This window comes from Prosthecobacter algae (assembly GCF_039542385.1).
Taxonomy (GTDB): Bacteria; Verrucomicrobiota; Verrucomicrobiia; order Verrucomicrobiales; family Verrucomicrobiaceae; genus Prosthecobacter; species Prosthecobacter algae.
Genome location: NZ_BAABIA010000008.1, coordinates 122,477 through 138,434, shown reverse-complemented (window position 1 = coordinate 138,434; position 15,958 = coordinate 122,477). Strand labels below are relative to the sequence as shown.

15 protein-coding genes and 1 tRNA gene are annotated in these 15,958 nt (G+C 58.2%); 10 read left to right on the top strand and 6 right to left on the bottom strand.

Annotated elements, in window-relative coordinates:
* The first annotated feature begins 65 nt into the window (after window positions 1-65).
* Complete coding sequence (locus tag ABEB25_RS18545) at window positions 66-1,304, top strand: alpha/beta hydrolase family protein (RefSeq protein WP_345737925.1); 1,239 nt, start codon at window positions 66-68, stop codon at window positions 1,302-1,304.
* Window positions 1,305-1,346: 42 nt separating this feature from the next.
* Here ABEB25_RS18545 and ABEB25_RS18540 read toward each other — a convergent pair whose 3' ends face one another.
* Together ABEB25_RS18540 and ABEB25_RS18535 are read right to left on the bottom strand one after the other, a co-directional pair.
* On the bottom strand, window positions 1,347-2,501 hold the full coding sequence (locus ABEB25_RS18540; RefSeq protein WP_345737924.1) for an AraC family transcriptional regulator: 1,155 nt from the start codon (window positions 2,499-2,501) through the stop codon (window positions 1,347-1,349).
* A gap of 12 nt (window positions 2,502-2,513) precedes the next feature.
* Entirely contained in the window at window positions 2,514-3,656 is a 1,143-nt protein-coding gene (locus ABEB25_RS18535; protein ID WP_345737923.1) for an ROK family protein, read from the bottom strand.
* A 164-nt stretch (window positions 3,657-3,820) separates the two neighbouring features.
* Between ABEB25_RS18535 and ABEB25_RS18530 the strand changes: the two genes are divergently transcribed.
* The 3 genes from ABEB25_RS18530 to ABEB25_RS18520 are packed head-to-tail and all read left to right on the top strand — an operon-like array spanning window position 3,821 to window position 7,368.
* Complete coding sequence (locus ABEB25_RS18530) at window positions 3,821-4,975, top strand: LLM class flavin-dependent oxidoreductase (RefSeq protein ID WP_345737922.1); 1,155 nt, start codon at window positions 3,821-3,823, stop codon at window positions 4,973-4,975.
* Window positions 4,976-5,003: 28 nt separating this feature from the next.
* Window positions 5,004-6,050: a Gfo/Idh/MocA family protein gene (locus ABEB25_RS18525; protein ID WP_345737921.1), complete on the top strand. Its 1,047-nt coding sequence runs from the start codon at window positions 5,004-5,006 to the stop codon at window positions 6,048-6,050.
* 46 nt (window positions 6,051-6,096) lie between these two features.
* Window positions 6,097-7,368, top strand: coding sequence for an MFS transporter (locus tag ABEB25_RS18520; protein ID WP_345737920.1), 1,272 nt, complete (start codon window positions 6,097-6,099; stop codon window positions 7,366-7,368).
* 3 nt (window positions 7,369-7,371) lie between these two features.
* Here the strand turns inward: ABEB25_RS18520 and ABEB25_RS18515 are convergent, their stop codons facing one another.
* Entirely contained in the window at window positions 7,372-8,397 is a 1,026-nt protein-coding gene (locus tag ABEB25_RS18515) for a hypothetical protein (protein WP_345737919.1), read from the bottom strand.
* An 801-nt stretch (window positions 8,398-9,198) separates the two neighbouring features.
* On the opposite strand from ABEB25_RS18515, the gene ABEB25_RS18510 reads away from it, so the two are divergent.
* On the top strand, window positions 9,199-9,495 hold the full coding sequence (locus ABEB25_RS18510) for a hypothetical protein (RefSeq protein WP_345737918.1): 297 nt from the start codon (window positions 9,199-9,201) through the stop codon (window positions 9,493-9,495).
* Between the two features lie 24 nt (window positions 9,496-9,519).
* Here the strand turns inward: ABEB25_RS18510 and accD are convergent, their stop codons facing one another.
* Both accD and ABEB25_RS18500 read right to left on the bottom strand, forming a co-directional pair.
* Entirely contained in the window at window positions 9,520-10,404 is an 885-nt protein-coding gene (accD, locus tag ABEB25_RS18505; protein WP_345737917.1) for an acetyl-CoA carboxylase, carboxyltransferase subunit beta, read from the bottom strand.
* Between the two features lie 90 nt (window positions 10,405-10,494).
* Entirely contained in the window at window positions 10,495-11,289 is a 795-nt protein-coding gene (locus tag ABEB25_RS18500; protein ID WP_345737916.1) for a ComFC family protein, read from the bottom strand.
* A gap of 75 nt (window positions 11,290-11,364) precedes the next feature.
* Here ABEB25_RS18500 and ABEB25_RS18495 point away from each other — a divergent pair, with 75 nt between their 5' ends.
* Both ABEB25_RS18495 and ABEB25_RS18490 read left to right on the top strand, forming a co-directional pair.
* Window positions 11,365-12,171 (top strand): fibronectin type III domain-containing protein, encoded by an 807-nt coding sequence (locus ABEB25_RS18495; RefSeq protein WP_345737915.1) that lies wholly within the window; start codon window positions 11,365-11,367, stop codon window positions 12,169-12,171.
* Window positions 12,172-12,179: 8 nt separating this feature from the next.
* Entirely contained in the window at window positions 12,180-12,467 is a 288-nt protein-coding gene (locus tag ABEB25_RS18490; RefSeq protein WP_345737914.1) for a hypothetical protein, read from the top strand.
* Between the two features lie 89 nt (window positions 12,468-12,556).
* On the opposite strand, the gene ABEB25_RS18485 is transcribed toward ABEB25_RS18490, so the two are convergent.
* The gene (locus ABEB25_RS18485; RefSeq protein ID WP_184204544.1) at window positions 12,557-13,456 is read right to left on the bottom strand and encodes a sigma-70 family RNA polymerase sigma factor; all 900 of its coding nucleotides are present in this window, start codon (window positions 13,454-13,456) and stop codon (window positions 12,557-12,559) included.
* A 494-nt stretch (window positions 13,457-13,950) separates the two neighbouring features.
* Between ABEB25_RS18485 and ABEB25_RS18480 the strand changes: the two genes are divergently transcribed.
* From ABEB25_RS18480 to ABEB25_RS18470, 3 genes are all read left to right on the top strand, one after another.
* Window positions 13,951-14,024, top strand: a tRNA-Gly gene (locus tag ABEB25_RS18480).
* A gap of 183 nt (window positions 14,025-14,207) precedes the next feature.
* Window positions 14,208-14,618 carry a hypothetical protein gene (locus tag ABEB25_RS18475; protein WP_345737913.1) on the top strand — a complete coding sequence of 137 codons (411 nt, stop codon included), beginning with the start codon at window positions 14,208-14,210 and terminating at the stop codon, window positions 14,616-14,618.
* A 48-nt stretch (window positions 14,619-14,666) separates the two neighbouring features.
* Window positions 14,667-15,863: a DUF481 domain-containing protein gene (locus ABEB25_RS18470; RefSeq protein ID WP_345737912.1), complete on the top strand. Its 1,197-nt coding sequence runs from the start codon at window positions 14,667-14,669 to the stop codon at window positions 15,861-15,863.
* Window positions 15,864-15,958 lie beyond the last annotated feature (95 nt).

Sequence of the window (15,958 nt, the reverse complement as noted above, 5' to 3'; positions counted from 1 at the left end):
CGAGTTATAAATGCGGGATTCTGTGGAAACTCGCTTTCATCACGGCGTTATGATGAGTCCTGATCATGAAGTTACTGACCGCTTTTCTTCTCGCATGCACCACCCTTGCCTCGGCTGAGCAGGTAGGGCCGTGGAATCTCGACGAAATCAAAAAGGCCCCCGCCATGAAATGGGTGAACCAATCGGCGCCCGTTCATTCGCTGTTGTACACGGGCGAACCTTTCCTGAACAATCCCACGGAGGTCTTCGCCTTTTATGCTTCACCCATCACGCTTGGAGAGGCAAAGCCTGGCACGAAATTCCCCGGCGTCGTTTTGATCCACGGCGGCGGCGGCACGGCCTTTGCCGAATGGGCTTACCTTTGGGCTAAGAGAGGTTATGCCGCCATCGCCATGGATCTGGCGGGATCTCGCCCTCCAGATCCAGTGTATGACCCCAAGACGGGAGTTCCCAAGGGTCACCAGTCTGAGGCCAAAGAACGCAAGCGCCTGTCCAATGGGGGGCCGCATCATGGGGCGGGAGAAAAGTTCGACAGCATCGGAGGCGTCACTTCGGATGACTGGCCCTTTCATGCGGCCGCCAGCGTGATTCGGGCACACTCCTTGTTACGCTCGTTTCCTGAAGTCCAGGCTGAAAATACGGCAGTGACAGGCATCAGTTGGGGCGGTTATACCACCTGCCTGGTCGCTTCCCTGGATGATCGCTTCAAAGCCGCCGTGCCTGTGTATGGCTGCGGCTTTCTCCATGAAGGTGAATCTGTTCAAAAAGCTTCCATCGATCAGTTGGGGGATCGCCGGGCAGACTGGGTGCGGGAGTATGATCCTTCCAGCCTGCTGCCCCGCTGCCGGGTGCCCATCCTGTTTGTGAATGGAACCAATGACATTCACTACCCCCTGGACAGCTACATGAAGAGTTTCAACGTGGTGCCTGGGGAGAAGCAGATGCGCATTCAGGTAAACATGGCGCATGGCCATCCCCCGGGGTGGGCCCCGCAGGAAATCGGCCTGTTCATTGATTCGAAATGCCGCGCTGGCCAGCCCCTGCCGGTCCCGGGCGTGCCAGTCGTCGAGGGAGACAAGGTCACTCTCAGTTACACGGGCGGCGCAGCTTTGAAGGAGGCCAAGCTGCACTACACGACCGACATGGGTGTGCGGGCCAAGCGCACCTGGAAAAGCGTGGATGCAACGATCTCTGCGGGTACAGTAACGGCCCCCAAACCGCCTGCGGAGGCTAATACTTGGTTCATTACGCTCACCGATGAGCGAGGGGCGATGGTTAGCACGACGGTACAGTTCCAGCCCTGAGGACTCAGGGCTTGGCTGCCTGTTTTCTTGCCAAACAAAGGTTCAGATTTTACGGCGCTGACGATATTGCCCTGGTGTCTCTCCTTGACGTTTGCGGAAGGCTTCGGCCATGTACTGCGGGTGGGTGAATCCAGCACGTTCAGCGATGGCGTCCAGCGTCAGGTCCGTCTGCGTGAGCAGGCGCTCCACGAGGCCAAAACGGATGCGGTTGATCTCTTCGCCAGGCGATCTGCCGATCTGCTTTTTCATCTGCCTTTCAAGTGCGCTGCGGGAAAGGGATGAGGCCCGTGCAACGTCATTGACCCCAATGTTCTCCGTGGCGTGCTGGCGGATGTAAGTAAGCGCACGTGCGAGGCGGGGATCCTCCACGGCCACGATGTCTGAGGACTGGCGCACAATGAAATCCCCGGCGGGGAGCAGGGTGCGTGCAGGCGGGCGGGTACCGGTGTGAATCCAGGCGTCCAGCATTTGTGAGGCGGCATAACCCACGGCCTGTCCCCGCAGTTGCACGCTGGAGAGCGGAGGCCACGCGGTCTCACACAGCAACTTGTCATTTTCAGCCCCCACCACGGCCACTTCTTCGGGGACGGAGATGCCCGCACGGCGGGCGGCATCCAGCAGCCAGAAGCCGAGCTGGTCATTGCTGGCGAACACTCCCACCGGCTTTTCCAAAGAGGTAAGCCAGTCCGCCAGAGCCTGCTGATGCTCATCCCAGCGCGGACGCTGGCTGGGTGAAAAGGCCTCAAAAACCGGGCAGGCGAATCCCTCGCTTTTGACGGTTTCCGAAAATCGCTGGATGCGCTCGCGGAAGAAATCCAAGGTGGGATCCAGGTAGGCGGCGAACCTTTGAAAACCCCGGCTGCGCAGGTGGACGGCCACCCGGACCCCGATCTCACTGTTGTCCATGCCGACAAAGGGAAAGGGCTGGTCCGGTGAGGAGTCGCGCAATTCGATGACGGGTAGTCCAGTGGCCTTCAGTCGCTGGAGCATGGCCGCATCGCCGGTGCGGGCGAGGATGCCATCGCCAGGCCATTCCTCCAGCCAGGCAGGGTAGCTGGAAAGAAGGTCCCGCGGCTCCAGATAGAGCGACCACGGGCCATGCTCTGCCACGTATCGCCGCACGCCTGCCACGATGTCCTGCCCGTAAGTACGGGAGGTATCCACCAGCATGGCGATCTGCGGAATGTGGCCGGGCATGGTCCAGCAGGACTAGAGGGCTTGGACCCCGCTCATTTCAGGAATCCAGGCTTCCATGGCCAGGCTGGCGGCACCTAGCGCACCTGCTTCATCCCCGAGATCCGAAGGCAGGATGACCGGAGGCATGTCCTTGAGAGCCGGGACCATCTGGGCGGCCTGTTGGGAGATTTCCTGGCAAAAACGCTGGCCGAGAGCGGTGAGCGGCCCGTGGAGAAAGTAAGTCTTGGCATCAATGAGCAGGTGGAGCAGGCCGATTACTCGGGCGTAGTCGGCGATGACGAGATCCCAGTGTTTCCCGGTTTCTCCTGAGAGACCTTTCAGGGCGCTGCGCAGATCCATGGGCAGCGTGTCCTGCCTACCAGCCGTCAGCCTGCGCCAGACGGCTGGTGCCGTCATTTCGTCATGGATTTCGCCGCCACCCCCGGTCAGCGGCCAAGGCCAGCGACCGATCTCGCCAGCGGCATGGTGGCCCCCGCGTACGAGCTGGCCGTTCTTGACAATGGCAATGCCAAAGCCGCTGCGAGGCCCCAGGATCACATAGTCATCCAGTTCACGCCCGCCGCCAAACCAGCGTTCGGCCAGGGCGATGGCGCGGAGGTTGTTTTCCAGCGTGACGGTGACCGGGAAATCCTCGCTCAGTTCCTGCACCAGGGGCACGTTTTTCCAATCGGGGATGAAAGCATACTGCATGGCCACGCCGGACTCGGGATTCACCAAGCCCGGAGCACCCACACCCATGCCCAGCAGGGGCCCAGGGGCGAGTTTTCCCAGCCCGACAACGACGCTGCGGATCTCGCGTAGCACGGTCTGGGTGTTGGTTTTTGCTGGCAATGACCTAACCAGGGATGCAACACGGTTGCCAGCGAAGTCCACACGCACTGCCTGCACACGTTCCGCATTGAATTCCACACCAGCAAACCAGCCTGCGTCCGGAAGCAGGCTGAGCTTTCTTTTCGGCCTGCCCATGGGGCCCTGCTCCAGACCCGATTCATTCACGTAACCCAGGGCAATGAGGTGATCCACATAGATGCCCACCGTGGAAGGGGAAAGATTGGTGACTTTTGACAGGCTGCTACGCGAAGACGCATGTTGCCCCCGCAACTGCAGGAGGATGGAGGCGAGTAAAACTGACTGGTCAGCAGGCTTGGTGCGCATGGAATGAAAGCAACTTACTGCATTTCTTCTCAGAAATGCGAAATTAATCTTGCGAAGATTAAACAGGATTATACATAATTCGATACTGCACAAAATGAGGCTATTTAAGATCTCGTCCTTGCAAAGGATTTGACGTGCGGTCCCCCCAAATCCCCCCCCCTTTAATGTCTTTCTCGGCATCTGTTCGCACTCCCCAACGCCAGGCAGAAATTGCCTGGTTCTCCGCCCTCTGCGGCGATGACTATGAATACCTGGGGGTGCCTGACGGACAGTTGCGCAGCAGCTTTGATCATTGCCTTAAGATCGTTCAGCAGGCTGACCAGCATGGCTTTCAGAATATCCTGCTTCCCTCGGGTTGGATTGTCGGGCAGGACGCTCTCAGTTTTGCGGCAGCCACTGCGCCGCAGACACAGCAGATCAACCAGCTCGTGGCGCTGCGGATGGGCGAAGTGTGGCCGCCAATGCTGGCACGGGCCATCGCCACGGTGGATCATCTTTCTAAAGGTCGCCTGTGCCTGAACATCATCTCCTCAGACATGCCGGGAATGAAGGAAAGCAATGAGGTGCGCTATGCGCGCAGCAGTGAGGTCATCCAGATCCTGAAGGCACTGTGGATCACCGAAGGCCCTCTGGAATGGAAAGGGGAGCATTACCAGTTCTCCCTGCCCACCTGCGATCCCGCAAGGCCTTACCAGCAGAATGGCGGCCCGCTGCTCTACTTTGGCGGCATCTCACCGCTGGCGCAGGACCTATGTGCCAAGCACTGTGATGTTTTTCTGATGTGGCCGGAAACCGAAGCTCAGTTGCAGGAAACCATGCAAGGCATGGCCGCCAAGGCCGCCACCTACGGTCGCAAGATTGATTTCGGCCTGCGCATTCATGTCATCGTCCGCGAGACAGAGGCAGAAGCCATCGCTGCAGCCAAAAGGCTCATTTCAAAACTGGACCCGGACAAAGGCCAGGAAATCCGCAACCGCTCCATGGACAGCCAGAGTGCCGGCGTTCTGCGCCAGGATGAGCTGCGTGCCCAGAGCAAGGATCTCTTCATCGAGGACCACGTGTGGTCTGGTATCGGCTTGGCCCGCAGCGGCTGTGGCAGCGCGATTGTCGGGACCCCCGACCAAGTTTTGGCGAAACTGAACCGCTACCTGGATATGGGCATGCGCTCCTTTATCCTCAGCGGTTACCCACACCTGGAGGAGTGCGATCTCTTTGCCCGTCACGTTCTTCCTTACCTGCCTACCTGCCGTCTGAATGAAGTGCAGGGCAGGCTCGTTTCAGATCCTGTCACACCGTTGACCACTGCCCCAAGGATCTGACCCTCCTTCCATTTTTTCTTCCTTTCCTATGCCACCTCCTGTTCGTTTTGCCCTCGCTGGTTTTGGTGCTTGGGGAAAGCTCCATGCCCAGTCCATCGCCGGAAATCCGGAGGCGCAGCTCGTGGCCATCACCGCGCCCTCTGCGGCTTCGCGGGCAGAGGCTCGCCAGCTTTATCCTCAGGCGCAGATTTTTGCCGAGGCGGCGGAAATGATTTCACTGGCAGACTTTGAGATTTTGGACATCGCCACCCCCAGCCACACGCACCGCGAAATTGCCCTGGCTGCCATGGCCCGTGGCAAACACGTGCTGCTGGAAAAGCCGATGGCCATCACGCTAGATGACTGCAAGGCCATTGTGGTGGCCGCTGTAGAACATGGAGTACATCTCGCCGTCGGACATGAACTGCGGCTTTCCTCCCAGTGGGGACAGATCAAAAAAATCATCCAGCGCGGAACCATCGGAGACCCGCAATACGTGCTGGTAGAGCTGTCGCGCAAACCCTACCGCCTGGGGGCCGACGGCTGGCGGTATGATCAAGGCCGCGTCGGCAGTTGGGTGCTGGAAGAGCCCATTCATTTTTTTGACCTCGCCCGTTGGTACCTTGAAGGCAGTGGAGACCCCGTGGAGCTTTATGCCTATGGCAACTCACGCGATCCGCAGCGGCCAGACCTATTTGATAACTTCAGTGCCATGTTCAAATACCCGAATGGCAGCTACGCGGTAGTCTCGCAGACCTTGGCAGCCTTTGAGCATCACCAGACCGTGAAGGTCAGCGGCACGAAAGGTGCCCTCTGGGCCGGCTGGAGCGGGGCGCTGGATCGCACCTTGGAGCCCAGCTACTTCCTCAAGGTCTTTGATGGAGAGAATCTGGAAAACGTGAAGATCGAAACGCACAGTGGAGAGGTCTTCGAATTGCGCGAGGAAATCGCCCAATGTGTGGCAATGGTCCGAACAGGCAAGCCACCTGCCGCCAGTGGGCTGGATGGGCTTTGGTCCGCCGGATTGTGCTTGGTCGCAGAAGAATCCATCCGTCAGGGTAAGCCCCTGCCCGTGGGAGAATGGCTGAAATTTTAGCCTCGCAAGAAATGACCATTTGCCGAAGCATCTTTTCCTTCCAGCCATGACTGCTTCTTCCAAATGGTACACTGGTGTCACACGCTACCAATGGCTGGTGCTCATCGTGGCTTCGCTAGGCTGGGTGTTTGATGCCTTCGAGGGGCAGCTCTACAACATCACGCGGGCCGATATGCTGCCGGATCTCCTCCAGGTGAAGGGGGATGATCCATTGGTGAAACTTTGGGGCGAACGTTTCCTGGGCATCTTTCTCATTGGAGGCACCCTGGGCGGTTGGATCTTCAGTTCATTGGCGGACAAATGGGGGCGCAACCCCGTGATGGCACTGACCATCCTCTGTTACTCGCTCTTCTCTGGCCTAACGTATTTTGCGACGGAAATTTGGCATGTCGGTGCCTTGCGTTTCCTGGTGGCCATGGGGGTCGGCGGGGAATGGGCGGTCGGTGCCGCCTTGGTGGCGGAGGTCTTTCCCAAACAAGCGCGTGAGCGTGCCAGCGGCATCTTTCATGCGACCAGTGTGATGGGGCTCTGGATGGCTGCCGGTGCCAGCCTGCTGGTGGGCACACAGTGGCGCTATGCCTACCTTCTGGGAGTCATCCCGGCGCTGCTGGTGCTGTGGGTGCGCATCAGCATCAAAGAACCCGAGTCTTGGAAGCAGGCCAAACGAGAAAAGGCAGACCGCATGGGCAGTTTTACCGAACTGTTAGGCGATCCGCTTTGGCGTCTTCGCGCCTTGCTGGGGGCAGGGTTGGCTATGGTCGGGCTGGCGACCTTCTGGGGTGTGGTCGTTGCGGGGCAGGACCTGGCGGCGGACTTGCTCAAACGCCTGGACGATCCCGACTGGGCCAGCAAATCCAAAATCGCCTTTGGGTTCATTCAGACTGCCGGCGCTGGGCTAGGCATGCTGGCCTTCGGCCCCTTGAGCGCGCGGTGGGGGCGGCGGCGCACCTTCACCGTTATGCACCTGATGGCGCTGATGATGACACCAGTGGTCTGCTGGGTCCCCTCGCATTTCATGAGCTATGGGCTGCTTCTGTGTCTGCTGCCAGTGTTCGGCTTTTTTGCCCAGGGCATCCATGCGGGTTATGCGGTGTATTTCCCGGAGCTTTTCCCCACGCACCTGCGGGCTACGGGTGCCGGGTTTTGTTTCAATACGGGTCGCATTCTCGCGGCTCCGGTTCTCATCTGGCTGTCAGCCTTCATGAAGTCCGCCTTTGACCTGCGGCTGGCCATCACCTGCCTGGGCGGGCTGTTCTTGTTGGGACTGGTCTTCCTCGCCTTCCTGCCGGAGACGAAGGATCAGGATCTACCTGAGTAAGGCTTACTGGGCGGCGGTGGATTTTACCACGTCACGGGCCAGTTTCAGCACTTCCCCGCCATGCTCCATGATCAGTGACTTTTCCTTCGCTGGTTTGGTCGGCAAGGGCGTGGCCGGTGCGCCGCTGGGGTTGTAAGGTTTGATCTCAGGCAGCGGAATGGTTTTCTTCGTAGCCGTGGTCTGAGGACTGCTGGCAGATCCAGTCGCCGAAGGGGCAGGCGGTGGGGTGGTTGGAGCCTGGGCCGTGGAAGGTGAAGCTGCGGGCGGCGGGTTGGGCGTCGGAGGCGCGGCGGGCTTTGGAGCAGGTGCCGGATTTGTGGCTGGGGCGGTGGGGACTGTTGGCGCGGTGGTGGTTGTGGCTGGAGGCACCGTGGGTGCCGTAGCTGTGCCAGAGGCAGCCGCAGGCGAGGTTGCCGGTGCTGTTGCGCCCGCCGTCGGGGCTGGGGTGGTGCTGGCAGGAGGAGTTGTGGCCAGCGTGGGTGCGGTCTTCGTTTTGACGGCTTTGTACAGCAGGTTGTAATTGTGACGAATGGCCGCCGGGAAGGATACCCGTCCTGGCTCCACGATCTTCTCTCGCAGCAGCTTGGAGGACAGGTCAGCCACGAGATCGGTCCCCACTTTGACCGCCCGCTCGATCTGTGGGGCGGCTACGGAGGTGGAGGCCGAGGCCCCGCCTTTGATGAGTTCACTGCTGATGGTGCGTCCCTGCAGGGCGAGGCTGCTCTGGGCGGAAACGAGATCACCATCCGGTGAAAAGCTCAGTTCCAGGCTGGCATGGTCATCGGAGGCGAAGAACCCGCGGCGGTGGTCAATGCGGACGGAAACAAAGATGCCGCCATCCGGGGAAGGGGAGACTTCTGGCTGGTAGGTGCGGTAGCCGGCTTCGGAGATTTCATACTCGGCCGCCTTGCCTTTGCGGGCCAGCCAGCCACCCAGGCTTAGACCAAAGGCCTCCACATCCACTTCCACTTCGGCGTGAACGGGGGTGATGAGCCCCAGGAGGGCGATGACGAGCAGGGGGCGTTTCATCAGAGTCATGGGGAGGTTAACGGAAGCCGTCTTTAAACTGTTTCTTCACAGGTTTTATTCAAGCCGATTCGCCAGGGGGCTAGGTGGGCACACAAAAGAGCGGGCCGGTGTCGTTAGGCCAATAAGCTGATCCTTCAGCCGCAACCCAACACATGGACATGAAACCGACCTACCGAACCTTCGCGCTGGCCCTTCTGGGCCTAGCCGCCAGTGTGGCCTGCCTGCCTGCCCAGGAAGCTGCCCCTGAAAAACCCGCTTCGGAGGTAAAACCTCCGGATGCACCGCCTGGCCCTGCCGCGGAAGCACCGCCTGCGCGGGGACCCGAACGCGGAGGCCCGGCCGGGGATGAGACCCGCCGCCAGACGTCCGAGCGTGGCGGTCCACGCGAGACCCCAGATCGCGAATCCAGCCGTGAACGTTCCCAGCCGGAACCCCGGCGTGACGAAGCCCCTCAGCCCCATGCCGATTCCAGAGGCCCTGAAAAAGATCGTGACTCGCATCCGCCTTCCTCCAGAAAAGAGGACGGACGGATGAATCCGCGCAGTTTAGAAAGAGGCCGCAGTCAAAGCCATACTCGTGGCCACGAAGGGCGGGGTCGCGAGTCTCGCATGAGGCACCGGGGTAACCACCAGAGAGGCCCGGTCCCTTCACGTTCCCGCCATCCGGGAGAAGCGCACTTGGAGCAACGCCTGGAGTTTCGCGGCCCCCCACGTGGCAGCGATAGGCCACACCCTCCCCGTCACATGGATCACCATCAGGAGCGCAACGAAGGACCTCCTGCCAAGCACATGTCCCCACAGCGTGGGCCAGAACCGCATGGCAGGCCGGAATCGTCGCGTGATGGGCAATCTCGTTTTGGGCCTCCGACAGCCCATCATCGTGGCGAGCGGGGAGAACACCGCCCATCAGGCCGGAGTCACGACCCAGAAGGGCATCGAGAGGAAAAATCGCGTCATGAAAGCCCCCGGCGAGGTAATGACGGCCCGCGGGGCGAAGCACCACGTGGGCATCGTGAAGAGCACTCCCGGCAGCAGGGCCGCCAACCTGAGCGTAATGAAGAGCGCGGCGACCGCTTTCGCGGCGTCTGAGTTCGTCTGAAGACCTGTAGCGCGGAGGGGGGAATCAGACCGCCTTCGCGCTGCTGACGTACTTGAGTAGGTTGGAGATGGTCGAACGCATGTCTTTGCGTTCCACGATCATGTCCACCAGGCCATGCTGCTTCATGAACTCAGCCGTCTGGAATCCAGGTGGCAGATCTGCATGCGTGGTTTCCTTCACCACGCGTGGACCGGCAAAGCCGATCATGCATTTGGGTTCAGCGATGATGACGTCTCCCAGAGTGGCAAAGCTGGCCGTGACGCCACCTGTGGTCGGATGAGTCAGCACGGAGAAATAAGGCAGGCGTGCCTCGGCATGGCGGGCCAGCGCACCGCTGGTTTTGGCCATCTGCATCAGGCTGAGAATGCCCTCGTGCATGCGGGCACCCCCTGAGGCTGAAAAGACGATGACGGCCTTGCCTTCTGCCGTGGCGGCCTCAATGGCGCGGGTGATCTTTTCACCCACCACACTGCCCATGCTGGCACCGAGGAAGCGGAAGTCCATGATGGCCAGCAGTACGGGCACGCCCTCAATGTTGGCGCGGCCAGTGACGACAGCCTCCTTCAGGCCAGTTTTGTTTTGGTAGGCCTTCACCTTGTCCACATACCCTTTGAAGCCAAGGGCATCCACCGAGTCGAGCTGAAGATCCATTTCGACGAAGGTGTCTTCGTCCACTAGGCTGGCGATACGCTCGCCGCTGCTGATGGTGAAGTGGTAGCCACAGTTCGTGCAGACGCGAAGGTTCCTCGCCAGGGTCTGCTCAAAGAGGCTTTCCCCGCAGGATGGACATTTGGTCCACAACCCTTCAGGCATGTCCTGTTTCTTTTCACCCAGTTCGTTGACAGTGCGCTTTTTGAAAAATCCCATGATGTGATGTGTCGTCCCGTCTTTCACTAGCAGGCAACTCATTCATCCCCGGATGGCTACCGCAGGAGCGGCTGTGAGAACACCCCACAACCTGAACAAGAAGCCCGATGGTTACCGGACGTGGGGCTGATACTAACCACGAGCTGCGGTAATCACCACCACTTTTTCAACCCTGGCCTCCAGCTTCAGGACTTTTGCACATTCATGGGCCGTGGCACCCGTGGTCAGCACGTCATCCACCAGCAGGATGTTTCGCCCCTGGAGATCCTGTCGCGGCAGCCAAGGGAAAGGGCGTGATAGAGCGAAGGCCCCTTTGAGATTGGCCAAGCGCTTGCGCCGCTGCAGGTGCGCCTGGGACTCCGTGCGCACCTGCCGCGTCAGGGGCTGCGCTGCTGGGATGCCCGTGCTTCGTGAAATCTGGCGGCAGAGTTCCCAGCTTTGGTTAAAACCGCGCCAGATTCTACGGGTGATGTGCAGGGGCACGGGCACCAGCAACCATTGAGTGAGGTCTTCGGCAGCTAGGCGTGGGTCATTCAGCGCCGGAAGCATCAGGTCCGCTACAGCGGCACGCAGTGACAGGTCCCTTCCGTATTTGTAGCGGTGAATCACCTCTCGCAATGGGCTGGTGATCTTGTAACCCGCGACCGCGAAGTCATAGGCAAGGCGGCGGCCTGAGCAGTTGGAGCAGCGGAAAGCCTGGGTCATGGCTCCAGAAAAAGCTTCTCCACAAACGCTACAGTAGGGGGCCTCAATGGCGGTCAGTTCGTCCTGGCAGGGATCACAAAACCAGGCGGACACTCCCTGGCGCGGCGCTTCATCGGGCAGCCTCACTTCACAATGCCGGCAGACCCGGGGATAGAAGCCGTCCAGAACCCGCTGACAGGTTTTCTGCCAGTAGCTAGGTGCATGGGCGGTGGGATAAGACATCAAGGTCAGGGGAATAAAGGATGGGTGCCGAGCGAATCCATGAAAAAATACCGTCCCGCCGAAAGGGCATGACACATGCCTGTCCTTGCCATCCGCTGGCTTGTCTGCCTTACTGCGGGCATGAGACATCTGTTCGGGTTGGTTGTGATGCTTTGCCTCAGTTCCCTGGCCCAGGCTGTGGAACTGCTGGGGCCGCCGCAGGTGCGAATCCAGGCTACGACGGCGACGTTGACTTGGAAGACCGATGTCGCTTGCGGCACGCGTGTCAGTTATGGCTTGGCCACGGGCAAGGCGGATCAAAAAGCAGAAGGCCCGGTCACCGCCCTGCACGAAGTGACCCTCACGGGACTGAAGGCAGGTGCGACCTACCAATACACACTGGGCAGCGCCCGCCAGCAGTTGCATGCAGGTCGTTTTGAGGTGCCTGGCAGTGAAACCGCCACGGCACCGCCCGCGGCTTCAGCTCCGGCTCGCAAATCCATCCTCGACAAAGTTTTTGGCATCCTCAGTCCAGAGGACAAGCCAGCCTCCAAGGCTCCTGCCACAACGGTTCAGTCACGTGCGCCACCCACCCGCGAAACTTGGGGCCGCATGGATACCCTGCAGGACCATTTTGTCCGCCATGGGCCTGATTTCCAAAGCCGCAGTCCTGATGAATATGCGGCCCAGGCTTGGCTGCTGCTGCAACGGGGCAAGCGCGGCGAACTGCCCATGAAGTGGGATGATGCCGATGGCACCCTGCGGGTGTTCGATCCGCAGACGCGGGCCTTTGCCGCCTATAATAGACAGGGCATGACCAAGACCTTTTTCCGCCCTGGCAACCCCTCCTACTGGCAGCGCCAGCCTGGTCGTGAGGTCAAAGCCTCCAACCTGCCCTTTTAATATACCCGATGAAAGATCCCCAACACTCCTGCCCCGTCTGTGGTTTTGCCAAACTCAAAGAATCCCCGCGCAGTGCCTCCGGGGGGCCGAGCTATGAAATCTGCCCGGCCTGCGGTTACCAGTTCGGTGTCAGTGATGACGATGACGAAATCAGCTACGATGAATGGCGGGAAGAATGGGTGGGAAGTGGCATGGAATGGACCAGCCTAGGCATCGCCAAACCACGCGGCTGGGAAAAGCAGAAACTGGTTCTGCTGCCCAAGGTGGAGAGCAAGCCGGCTTCCAAGAAACGGTGATCAATCATTCTCCGGCCTAATCAGAAATAAAAAAGGCAGGTCGCGATGACCTGCCTTTTTTGTTAGAATGTGTCTTGGTACACCAAGCCTCAGCCCAGCATCTTGTCTTCGGCGGCAGCCTTCTTTTTCTTTTTGGCTCCCGCATTGCGCAGCGCTTTTGGGATGGGGTCTTCTTTCTTCTGCAGCGCACGGCGCAGCTTGCGCAGCGCAATGTTCTGAAGCTGGCGGATACGCTCACGCGTCACGCCAAATTCCTGACCCACTTCTTCAAGCGTGCGTGGTTTTTGACCGGCAAGGCCAAAACGTGCATCAATAATCTTGCGCTCACGCTCATCCAGGACCGTCAGCAGGCCATCGAGCTGGCCATGCATGTTTTTGTGGCTGAGGAGATCGAAAGGCGTCTGCGCATTTTCATCGCCGACGATTTCACCGAACTCAGTGCTGTCATCATCGCTGATGGGCGCATCCAGGGAAGCCGGACGCATGGAGGCGACTTTAAGCTGGCTGAGCTTTGCGCGATCAATGCCGATTTCTTCAGACAGTTCGTCGTCCGTTGGCTCGCGACCGAGTTCCTCAGACATCGCCATGGCCACGCGGCGCATCTTGCTGATCTTGTCCACCATGTGGACGGGCAGGCGGATGGTCTTGGACTGGTTGGCCAGGGCGCGTTTGATGGACTGTTTGATCCACCAAGCGGCGTAAGTGGAAAGTTTGCCCCCCTTGTTGGGGTCAAAGCGTTCCACCGCCTTCATCAGGCCGATGTTGCCTTCCGAGATGAGATCCAAAAGCGGCAGGCCATAATTGGCGTAGTCCTGGGCGATCTTGACGACCAGTCGGAGGTTGGCGCGGATCATGTGCGAGCGCGCTTCTGGGTCGCCGCGCTTGATGCGCTCGGCGAGTTCGACCTCCTGCTCAGGAGTCAGCAAGTCGGTCTTGCCGATCTCCCTCAGGTAGATCTTGATACCTCCGTCGAGTTCCATGTTAGACATTACAGATTTAAATACGGTGCAGTTTTGCTTTTCTTGACGCCCTGCTCAAAAACAGGGGGTCGGCAGTATAGCATAAGGATGACTGACTTTCTCCTCATTTTTTCAAAGCAACTTTTCTGCCAAATTGTGGTGGTAGGTTTGGCGGCTGGATTCACGGTCTCCGGCGCGCACGTTCTGACACCCTCGTTGAACTAAAGTTTAAAACCATCGTCAACAAAATTTGCAAATAATTTTAACATTTGTTAACAAATCGAAAAATTCAGATCAGTCGGGCACAACTCTTCTACGCGATTTCTCGGGATCGGTTACAACTTGATAAATCAGTCTTGCCAGATCATCCAGTCCTGCTATTTGTCGCCTCGGAAGGAATGGCAGGATGTTTAAAAATTTGGTTTTGTTGATCTGTTAGCAATTCTAAATTTTAAAACTTTTTGTGTTAATTCTAAAAAATATCTTGCAGGCCTAAGAGACAGTCGGTTATTATAACTTCAATCGCGGGTATAGCTTAGTGGTAAAGTTCCAGCCTTCCAAGCTGGCCATGTGGGTTCGATTCCCACTACCCGCTCCAGTTGTAAATAATCTCAGTTTTCCTTCTCTTATGAGAGTTTTTAACGCTCTTCGATCTGCTGTTTGCCTTTTTGGGCTGGCCCTCAGTGCCGATTTTTCCCAGACTCTGGCTCAATCCAGCGGTTGTGACGACATCTCGAGAGATGTGGCTGCCGCCATTCAAAAGGATCCATCAAAGGCTCTGATGATCGTTGAAGACGCCCTCGTTATCAATGAATCGTGTGCTTGTGAAATCATCAAGGCGGCGATCGTGGCTTCCCAGGCCGACAGTGCCATGGTGAATCAGATCGTGCAGACGGGAATTGCCGTAGCCCCCAAGATGTCGGGTGTAATCATGGACTGCGCGACCTCTGTTTCTCCAGGTGCGGCCATCACCAATGTGACTTCAACGACTTCCGTTGATCCGACAGACTCTGCGAAAAACCCTTCCAAGAATCCCTTGCCTGTGGCCCCTGTGGAAGAGGAGTTCATCCCGACTCCCAGCATCCGTGGGGTTTACTTGATTCAGCCTCCTGCAACCAGCTTCATCCCTTGTGATCCCAAGCACCGCAAGTGCGGTAAGGTGCCTACCTCCCCCTGCAATTGCAGTCCATGATTTTCGGTTAACTGTTGAGTTCCCATCACCTTTCAACATCTCCCGACCATGCGCTTTCCCAACGCTTTGTTTTTTGCGGCCCTGATGGCACTCTCCGCCACTTCGGCTTTTTCCCAAGGGCTTACAGCCGTTCGGGATTTTTCGGGTGATTTTGGTGAGGATCAGCCTTTAACCTGGAGCCTTTCGGCGCGTGGGGGCTATGACTCGTTGAGCTATGAGGTGCCGTCTCCGTTTTTACAGGATTTCGAATCCTACTATGCGCAAGGGGGCGTTGGGATGACCTATGCTGATGCAGACCCGACGACGCCCTGGAGCATGGCCCTTGATTTGGGCGTCATCCATTACCTCGATGGCATTCCGCGCTACGATGACACGTTTTACAATGCTCGAGTGGCTTTTAACATTGCCCACCAAATCTCGCAGCGTCTGAAAATTAGCAATAATTTCTATCTTACCTATGAGGCGGAACCGAATTTTGCAACGGGCGGCTCCACGACGCTATACAATGGTCAGTATCTCTACGGTTTCAATAATTTCAATGTCAGCTACGCTTGGTCTCAGCGCTTCTCGACCACCACCTCATTGACGGTGGACGGCATTTCTTATGAGGATGAAGTGGTCTCGGGTCTCGAGGATCGTCTGTCAGTCCTCATCGCGCAGCAATTCAGCTATGCTTTGTCGAAGCGCACCAGCTTGGCCGCAGAATATCGTTACCGCATCACCGATTACCGTGAGCGTGATGACGTGGATGCGCAGTCTCACTTTGCTCTCGTCGGTGTGGATCATGCCTGGAGCGAACGTTCCACTGGCTCGTTCAGAGTCGGCGCTGAGTTCTTCAAATCGGACCGTGCTGAAAATACCTCGCCCTATGCCGAAGTGGCCTACAGCTACCTGGTTGCCCGCCAGACAACTGCCCGTTGGTTCGGTTCTGTCGGTTATGATTCCGCTGAAATCGGGGGTTTTGACACCCGCTATGCCTTCCGCACAGGCCTGAACGTGAGCCACCAGATCAACAAGCGTGTGGCCGTCAACGGCGGCGTGTCTTACGCTTACAGCACTTTTGATGGCGGTGCAGGGACCGATGTGACAGAGCATTCGTTGCTTCTTTCCACCGGCATCTCCTACCAGATGCTCGAAAACCTTTCGCTCGATGCCCGTTATTCTTATTCGATTTTGCAGTCGGACGATTCGCTGCGCGAATTTGACCGCAACAACATCTCTTTAGGGGTTACGGCCTCTTTCTGAGATCTGGATTTATACCAACAGCTCAACCCATTCGCCAGTGATCAGCCTTGCGTTGACACTGGCGAACTGATGAAATTTCAGATTCCTAACTTTTC